Annotated in this window: 5 protein-coding genes and 2 pseudogenes; 3 read left to right on the plus strand and 4 right to left on the minus strand. The window is 67.9% G+C overall.

What is annotated here, in order from left to right; translation table 11 throughout:
• Positions 1 to 341 precede the first annotated feature (341 nt).
• Entirely contained in the window at positions 342 to 1,493 is a 1,152-nt protein-coding gene (locus ACWF94_RS18185) for a DUF2786 domain-containing protein (protein ID WP_453488809.1), read from the plus strand.
• 24 nt (positions 1,494 to 1,517) lie between these two features.
• On the opposite strand, the pseudogene ACWF94_RS18190 reads toward ACWF94_RS18185, so the two are convergent.
• Positions 1,518 to 2,108 (minus strand): annotated as a pseudogene (locus tag ACWF94_RS18190) (ABC transporter permease); the annotation flags it as partial.
• A gap of 48 nt (positions 2,109 to 2,156) precedes the next feature.
• Between ACWF94_RS18190 and ACWF94_RS18195 the strand changes: the two are divergent.
• Positions 2,157 to 2,570, plus strand: a complete 414-nt coding sequence (locus tag ACWF94_RS18195; protein WP_453488796.1) for a hypothetical protein — start codon at positions 2,157 to 2,159, stop codon at positions 2,568 to 2,570.
• A gap of 85 nt (positions 2,571 to 2,655) precedes the next feature.
• On the opposite strand, the gene ACWF94_RS18200 is transcribed toward ACWF94_RS18195, so the two are convergent.
• Together ACWF94_RS18200 and ACWF94_RS18205 are read right to left on the minus strand one after the other, a co-directional pair.
• Complete coding sequence (locus ACWF94_RS18200) at positions 2,656 to 4,746, minus strand: eCIS core domain-containing protein (protein WP_453488798.1); 2,091 nt, start codon at positions 4,744 to 4,746, stop codon at positions 2,656 to 2,658.
• Positions 4,747 to 5,033: 287 nt separating this feature from the next.
• Entirely contained in the window at positions 5,034 to 5,591 is a 558-nt protein-coding gene (locus tag ACWF94_RS18205) for a DUF5753 domain-containing protein (protein WP_453488801.1), read from the minus strand.
• Positions 5,592 to 6,005: 414 nt separating this feature from the next.
• Here ACWF94_RS18205 and ACWF94_RS18210 point away from each other — a divergent pair, with 414 nt between their 5' ends.
• On the plus strand, positions 6,006 to 6,323 hold the full coding sequence (locus ACWF94_RS18210; RefSeq protein ID WP_453488803.1) for an ATP-binding protein: 318 nt from the start codon (positions 6,006 to 6,008) through the stop codon (positions 6,321 to 6,323).
• A 95-nt stretch (positions 6,324 to 6,418) separates the two neighbouring features.
• Here the strand turns inward: ACWF94_RS18210 and ACWF94_RS18215 are convergent.
• Positions 6,419 to 6,708: pseudogene (locus ACWF94_RS18215) on the minus strand (hypothetical protein); the annotation flags it as partial.

A 6,708-nucleotide genomic window follows, 5' to 3' on the forward strand; every position in this document is an offset into this window, starting at 1 on the left:
GAGGAGTGAGGAGTGAGGAGTGAGGAGTGAGGAGTGAGGAGTGAGGAGTGAGGAGTGAGGAGTGAGGAGTGAGGAGTGAGGAGTGAGGAGTGAGGAGTGAGGGGTGAGGGCCGAGGGGTGAGGGCCGAGGGGTGAGGGGCGACAGTCGGCGGCCGGACCTCTGTCCACAGCCTGTGGACGAGCGGACGCCCCCGATGAACGTACGGCACATCCCTCAGGGCGCGCGGGCCAGGCCCGGTGCCGCGCGCGGACCCGCTCCCGGTGCTGCGATGATCGGGACTGAGGAGCCGGCGCACACCGAGCAGACTGCGGAGCCGGCGCAGACCGAGGAGGTGGCCGGGATGAGCACGGTGGACGACGCGCTGGCGGCGGCGCTGTACGCGGGCGGTGACGCCGCGCTCGACACGGGCGCCTCCCTGCTCGCCGCCGACACCGCGGCCGACGCCGAACTGGGGCACCGGGGCGAGGAGTTCATCCGCCGGGCCTGGGAGCGCGGCTGGCAGCCGGCCGATGTCGCCCGCCTCGTACGCCGAGATCTGGACGATCACCACGGGCGCCTGCTCGTCGACCTGATCATGGCCGAGTCGAAGCGGTACGAGGCGCTTCCGCCGCGCTGGCGGGATCAGCTCGCCGAGCTGGCCCCGGACCGAAGGCGACCGGCCCCGGACCGGTGGCGTACCGACCGGTTCTCGTACGCGTCCGCCGTACTGGAGCTGTACCGCCTGCTGATCCGCCTCCCGTCGATCGAGCCGGTGGGCCCGGTGCCCGGCGCCCCCTTCGCCGCCCCCTCCGCGTACGAACCCCGGATGCTGAACCGGATACGCGCCCTCCTCGCCAAGGCCGAGGCCACCGACTACCCGGAGGAGGCCGAGGCCCTCAGCGCCAAGGCGCAGGAGCTGATGGCCCGCCATCGCATAGCCGAGGCGACCGACGCCACCGGCGCCAGACTGCCCCAGCACAGCTCGGACACCCCGGGCGCCCGCCGGATCGGCGTCGACGCCCCGTACGAGAGCGCCAAGGCGATCCTCCTGGATGCCGTCGCCTCCGCGAACCGCTGCCGGGCCGTCTGGAACAGCGACCTCGGCTTCTCCACGGTCATCGGCTTCGAAGGCGATCTCGAAGCGGTCGAACTCCTCCACACCTCCCTCCTCGTCCAGGGCACCTCCGCCATGACCCGCGCCGAGGCGTCCCAGCGCGCGGCCGGACGCAGACGTACGAAGACCTTCCGCCAGTCGTTCCTCCTCGCGTACGCCGCCCGGCTGGGCGAGCGCCTCGCCACGGTGGCCGATTCCGTACCCGTCGCGGCCGATCTGCTGCCGGTGCTGGCGACCCGGGACGTCGCCGTCTCCGCCCGTACGGAAGCGATGTTCCCCCGCACGACGGCGACCCGGGTCCGGGGCGCCACCGACGAGGCGGGCTGGGAACACGGGCGGGCGGCGGCGGACGACGCGAACATGACGGGGGAGCGGCGGCGGCTGCGCGGTACGCGATAGCCCCGCGCACGCCACGGGAGCCGTTCAGTGCCGCAGCGCCTCCGCCGGTTCGATCCGGGCCGCGCGCCAGGCCGGGTACAGCCCCGCCAGTACCCCGATGGCCAGGCCCACCGGCGGTGCCGAGGCGAGCGTGACGGGGTGGACGACCGGCGTCCAGTCGCGTACCAGCGCCACGGCCACCACCGTGATCGTCCCCAGCGAGGTGCCGACCAGACCGCCCAGCGCGCCCAGCGCCCCGGATTCGGCGAGGAACTGGGCGGTGATGTGCCGCCCGCGCGCGCCGAGTGCCCGGCGCAGCCCGATCTCCCCGGTCCGCTCCAGTACGGCGACCAGGGTCGTATTGGCGATTCCGACGGCTCCGATGACGAGACAGATCCCCGCGAGCACCAGAAAGAGCTGGTCGAGATCGGAGGTGACATGTCCGCGGAGGGCCTTCGGGTCGGGCGGCGGCACGGCCTTCAGATACTCGGGGTGGTCCGGGCGCAGCGCCGTGGGCGCGAGCCGGGCCACCTGCCGGGCCGCGCCGGTCTCGGTCGCGATGAGCATGCCCGTGCCGGAGCCCTGCGGTACGCCCCAGATGTGCTCCGCCGTGGTCCGTGGCACCAGGACCGACATGGGTCCGTGGCACCAGGACCGACATGGGTCCGTGGCACCAGGACCGACATGCGCGAGTCCTACCTCAAGCTGTACGCGCCGACCCCCGACAGCGTGGACATCCTCTACGTCTTCAACCTCCGGGGCGAGACACAGTCGAAGGCCGGCGACGACTCGCGCGTTCGCTGTGTCTTCGCCCAGTGGTCGGCCTGTATGAAGAAGAACGGGTACGAGGTGTCGGACCCGACCGGCGTCGCCAGCCAACTCGGCTGCGAGGACGCGGCTCTTTCCTCACCCGCGGCGATCACCACCGCCAAGGCCGATGTCGCCTGCAAGAAGAAGGTCAATCTGGTCGGTGTCGCGTACGCGGTCGAATCGGCCTACCAGCAGCGGCTCGTGGACAAGAACGCCGAGACTCTCCAACTGGTCAGGAAACAGGCGGAACGCCGAATTCGTCTCGCCGCGTCTCTCACGGGCGGGTAAACCCGCCATGAACTGCGACATTCAGAGCGACTCACGATTACGTCAGGCCGCCCGGTCGATACCACCTTGGCGGCAGTCGGCGGTCCTACAGGTACTCGACATCCCCGCGACTGATGGCCACCGACCAGGGAATCATGGCCTGCGGCCGGATAAAGTCCTTGAGGAGCATATCGACCAATGCGTCACCCGGCATTTCTTTCATTCGCTTCACCAGCGCTTCGTGACCTCCCTGTGCTTCGATGCGGGAGATCTCCAGGACGCCACGGGAGGCGAGGCCCGGGATGATGTGTGCTCCGGCCAGGATATTTCCACGCAGGTGCTCTTTATGGCGCTTGATGGCATCAGGCTTCCTTCTCGCATCGCCTGATTTTTCTCCGGGTTCGCCATGCATGTATCGCATTTCGCCGCCCATCATGTAACCGGACCTCTGGATGGCGGGTTTGAAGCGCCGAACCTGTCGGTCGTACTGGACGCTTTGCGCGAATTCTTTTTTGAGTCGATCGGCGAGTTCATGATAGCGCTTGTCTATGCTTGCAGCTTTGAAGGCTTCCTTGATGTCTTTGCGGGCGCGGATGAGTTCTATCATATCCTCGGTGTCGAAGGACTGCGTGCCACCGGCCAGAGATCCCGAAAGGCCGGCTGCGAGGTCTCTTGCCTTTTTGTCGAGGTCCGGGAACCCCTTCCAGATCTCCCCGATTTCCCGCCCGGTCTGCTGCATTTTCTTCTCAGGGGAAGTCGGTTTGGCTGGATTATCATCTCGCCGGTAGGAAAGCAGGCTCCCCTTACTGTCGGATCGGAGTGTCGGATACTCCAGGTCAAGGAAGTCATTCATCATGATCCAGCCACTCTGGATCAGGCGATCGATCGGCAGGGTGATGCGTGCTGGTCCACCGCTTCCTTGAGTGAACCTGGTGTTCCTGAAGGGGGCGTCCTTTTTTTCAATGAAGAAGAAAACGAATCCGTCATTGGCCAGGTCCTGTTCATCGAATCCTCCCGTGTTGTGGTCCGCTGTCGGATTCTCCGCAAGAAGCTTCTGTTTTGATTTCATCTCGCCGAATCGCCCCCCTTGCAACATGGTTGTCACGCGATCGCTGGGGGTGTAGTGGCGCAGCATTCGTTCCTTGAGTGCTGCCTCCATTTTTTGTTGCACCGATTGGTGCCATTCCTTGCCTGAGCCACGCTCTCTGGACATGTCGCCCATGTGGCTACTCGACTTATCAGCGACGAGCGCCCGCCCGACATAACTTGTCGGCTCGGTTTCCCAGCGCGCAGCTTCCCACATTCTGCCGTTCTGGCTCATCATGGTGTATGGAAATGCTTCGTCGCTGCCCGTGGCCCAGTTCGAAAGCTCGGGTATGGCTCGATCAATGTACTCTCGCCCCAGATTTTCCATCACGGCGAGAGCGAGGGCTTGTTGTTGTTGTGGGGTTATGACGAACGCGGCGTTGGTGCCGGGATTCTGGCTCGCCGGGGGAGTGGAGGAACCCGGTGCGCGCTGGACGGATTCAGCCCCTTGGGCGCGCTGCACCGTGGGGCTCTCCTCGTGGGCCCGGGCGTCAGCGGCGCGCTGGACATCGGGCGTCGGTGCCGGGCGGCTCATCGCGGTGCGCGCGTTGGCCTCGGCCTCGCGCTCGAACCGGTCTGATGGATCACTGACCCGTAGTCCGCCGCCGTTGTCGGTCCCGGCCACAGGTCCCTGACGCTGCTGGATCACATGGGTCAGCTCGTGCGCCAGCGTGTGCCGGTCCCGTCCGCCCTCGCCGATGACGACATGCTCACCAGAGGTGTACGCGCGTGCCCCGAGTTCCGCCGCGGACGTTCGGGCCGTGGTGTCGTCATGCAACCGCACCGACGAGAAGTCCGCGCCCAGGCGTTGCTCCATCTCGCTTCGGACGCTTGCCTCCATCGGCCTGCCCGGACTGCTCAGCACCTTGGAGACGGCGGAGCGCTGGACCGCTTCCGGGGTGGCCGGGTCACTGGACGCGGACGAGTCGGCGGCGCACGTCTCGTCCTGCACGTGCCGCTGCGCCGTGAGCAGCTTGGTGACCGCCGCGTTTCCCGCCAGGCGTTGCAGCGTGAGGATGTCCAGTCTGGCTGGAGCGGGGCGAGGGCCAGGGGTGGCACTGCGGGCCTGATCGGGCTGGTTGCCGTTTCGGCCAGGTTCACGCTGATGCATCTGGGCGGCCTCTCGGCAGTTCCGGCGCGGACGAACGTCCCTTAGATGCTTAACCCTGTGGAACGCCTGCGGGAATGTCCCGCCGGGCAGTGGCGGGTGCACTCGATCTGGCACCTCGGCCGCCCTGAGGGCCGCAGTCCCTGCCGCGATATGCCGAGCGACCCACGGGCCGTGCGGGGACTTGGAGTCGCGTACCGGGACGAGGCCGGGTGGCCGTCGCTGACCTCGACGCAGTTGCCGCCGCTGCCGTGCTGTAGCTGCTCTTGCGCCAGACGGCGGCGCTCCAGTCAGGCCGGTTGCCTTCCATTTCGATAGTCCTCTGCCGCCGACTGGATCATGTCCAGGGACGCCTCGGGTGACAACGCCGTGGCCCTGAGCCGCTCGTATGCTCGCCGATACGGTTCCACAAGCTCCGGTTCGTCCATGGACAGCCCGTGATAGGCCCCCTCGGTGTAGACGAGAGGCGGTGCGTCGGGGAACCGCATACAGACCAAGTTCAGGTTCATGAAGGGACGGGTCGAGGCGTTCCACAGCATGATCTGTGGAACGATGCGCCGACGCTCGGCGAGTGCGGTGATGTGGTCGAGTTGGTGGGCCATATCCGCAGGTGGGAGCAGTGGCTGCCGCAGGACCGACTCATGGATGATGGTCCAGCGCTCCGGTCGTTCGGGGGCGTCGAAGAGTGTCGCCCGACGGAGTCTGGCGTCAACCTTTGCATCGACCTGCTCCGGCAGATCGGCTGGACAGACGGAGTGGACGACGGCTCTCGCGTATGCCTCGGTCTGCAAGATGCCGGGAACCAGCCCGGGGCTCCAGTCCTCGATCGTTCGTGCCTGTGGCTCCAACTCGGCGACGTGTGCGAAGTACTTCGCGTGCGCGCCCTTCGGCGCGGCTTTGCGGACGTTCTCGCAGTGCCGTTCGAAGAACCCGTCCGTCTTGAGCCGTTGGTCGAGATGGCGGGCCAGTTCGTGTGGAATCCGTCGGTTGCCCAGCTCGATCTCGCTCAGATGGCTCGCCGCGTAGAAGCTGCCCTAGACCGTCTTCTTCAGGCTGAGGCCCGCCCGTTCTCTTCGCCAGCGCAACTCCGCGCCGACAACTCGGGGACGCTCGCCGATGCGTCGATGCATTTGCGCGCTGCCACAGGTCACCGTTCCACAGTCTTTGCGGTGGAGTCAGAAACCCTTCAACGGTAGGCCGTTCCGCGCCACGGTGTGAGGCATTCGTCACGTTGAGCACACGAATGGAGAGGCCCGCACCCCATGAACGACCACCCCGCCGACGACGTCCACACCTGCGTCGCCGATCTCCGAACCGCCCTCGCCTCCCTCGGCATCACCCTCCCCTCCCTCGGTGTGGACGCCCCGACCCTCGCGGGCAGCTCCCCCCACCGCCTCGTATCCCTGGGCAACTGCAAGCTGCCGCCGCCGGGTGAGGCCGGGCCCGAGGACGAGCGCGGGCGGGGGCTCGCGCTGGTCGATGCCGTCGCGGCGCGGTGGGGGGTGAAGGTGAGCGGGGCGGGCAAGACGGTGTGGTGCGAGGTACGGCACCGGCGCCCCCGGGCCGAGCGCGGCCGGTGACCTCAGGCGTACGCCGCCGGTGACCTCAGGCCCGTACGGCACCCGCGCCCCCGGGCCCGTACGCCACGGGCAGCCCCAGCCGTACGCCGGCACCCCTACGGCACCCGCGACCCCGCCCCCGGCTCGCGCGACAACTCGTCCCTAAGGGCCTCGGCCAGCGGCGCGGAGGCCAGGTAGTTCGCGGCGAGGTGGAAGTCGAAGGCGTGGATGGAGCCGCGGTGGTCGGCGGAGACGCCGCGGAAGCCGCGGGCGATGCCGCCCGCCGGGATGGCGACGAGGTCGCCGGGGTCGGACACATTGACCCAGCGGCGTACGGAGGGCGGCCGGGCGCCCCGGCCGTCCAGGGGGGACGGGTCGAGGCGGGGGAAGACGGCGTGGGGGAGGG

It is taken from the genome of Streptomyces sp. NPDC055078 (genome assembly GCF_053607985.1).